Raw genomic sequence first — 1,645 nt, 5'->3', positions numbered from 1 at the left:
ATGGTATTCATTGGCTAGAGAATTAGCAGAACGTCCCTCGTTATACAAGGTGACAATTGATGACTTAAATTCTGTTGAGTATCGCTTAGCTTTCATAATATAAAAAAACTCCTATACTTGATTATCTTGGATTATGCCCTAGAAATAAAGCGGTCCGGATTTTCAGTATACGAGCAGTTGTTCACTTTTGTTTTTCTTAACATTTTAACTATTGACCGAATGTCAATTTTATAGTTTTATTGAGAGAAGGAATAATTGCCACATGACTAAGAAAAACCCAAACTCTAAATATGGTCGCCTTAATTTTACAGAGCGCGTTACCATCAAAAATATGATTGACGCGGGTAAAACCAATGCAGAAATTGCTCGAAAACTAAACCGCCCTCGAGCTACCATTACACACGAATTGCAGCGTAATGCCCGTGTCATGACTTGGCATGGCAAAAAGAAAATATTGCGCCATACCTACGAACCTGTGCAAGCGGCAAGACGTGCTGAGTATTATCAATCAAAGTCGCATCGTTCACAGCCTAAAATCACACCTAGAAAACGCGAAAAGATAGATTACTATCTCAAAAAGAAACATTGGTCGCCAGAACAAATTGCACATGGTGTGCCACGAATTGGTGTATGCACACGAACAATCTATAACTGGATTCTTAATCGCAACCTGAGTGCAACATTAAATGATTTACCGCTTAAAGGCAAAAGACGCAGGCATCTTAGGGCAAAACCAGTTAATCCAGAACATAAACGGATGATGATTGAAACGCGTTCAATTCACAACCGTCCAGAAGTCATCAATAATCGTTCAACATTTGGTCATTGGGAAATTGATGGGGTGATGAGTCCTCAAGATTCCCAGTCTTTCGTGATTACATTTGTGGAACGAAAAACACGTTTTATGGTTGGTGTCAAAGCTAAAAGTAAGAGTTCAGATGATGTCAAAACAGCCATTGATACCTTTATGTCAAGGTTTGAAAATGTTTGTGACAGTATCACATGTGATCGTGGCACAGAATTCACCAGTAGTTTATTTATTTACAGCATTGAAGATACGTACGGCAAAAAATTATATTACGCTGATCCACAATCACCAGGTCAACGAGGTACAAACGAACGCATGAATCGCGAATTAAGGCGTGTATTTCCTGCTGGTTATGACTTTACTAAGATTACTCAACGTAAGCTTCAAAACGCCATTCAGGACATCAATGAGCGTCCAAGAAATGTGCTCAGGTTCAAAACACCTGAAAAAGTCTTTACTAAGCGAATCATGGCAGCTTAATCATCAACAGATGCTAAAAATCGCTAATTGTTAAGACAGTTCAAAGTCAATAGCTTTGGGCTGCATTTTTGCGTATAATAAAAGCCAGATAAACACGAATTTAGGGTTTGATTGGCTTAAAAAAGTCAAAATGACAATGCAAAAACTAAATATGCGACCAACATCAAACATCAAAAATAAATTATGGTAGCTGAAATTTAGAAACACAAAACCGTAAATAGCACAAAAACAGTCTTTGTAATCAGATTGTAAACAAATCCGCTATCACAACAGCGACAACGGATTAGCGAAAATAAAATCAATTTTTTTTGATTATTTGTTACTTTAGGGGTTGACAAATTCAAGACATTTGTTAGT

The 1,645-nt window shown here is 37.2% G+C and carries 1 protein-coding gene; it reads left to right on the top strand.

The annotated features are described in order from the left end of the window. The first annotated feature begins 262 nt into the window (after positions 1 to 262). Positions 263 to 1,288 (top strand): IS30 family transposase, encoded by a 1,026-nt coding sequence (locus BMG01_RS10410; protein WP_036068452.1) that lies wholly within the window; start codon positions 263 to 265, stop codon positions 1,286 to 1,288. Positions 1,289 to 1,645 lie beyond the last annotated feature (357 nt).

This window comes from Leuconostoc sp. BM2 (assembly GCF_002095565.1).
Classification (GTDB): Bacteria; Bacillota; Bacilli; order Lactobacillales; family Lactobacillaceae; genus Leuconostoc; species Leuconostoc falkenbergense.
Note: the sequence above shows the minus strand (reverse complement) of the source record. Positions and strands in the feature narration are given on the sequence as shown.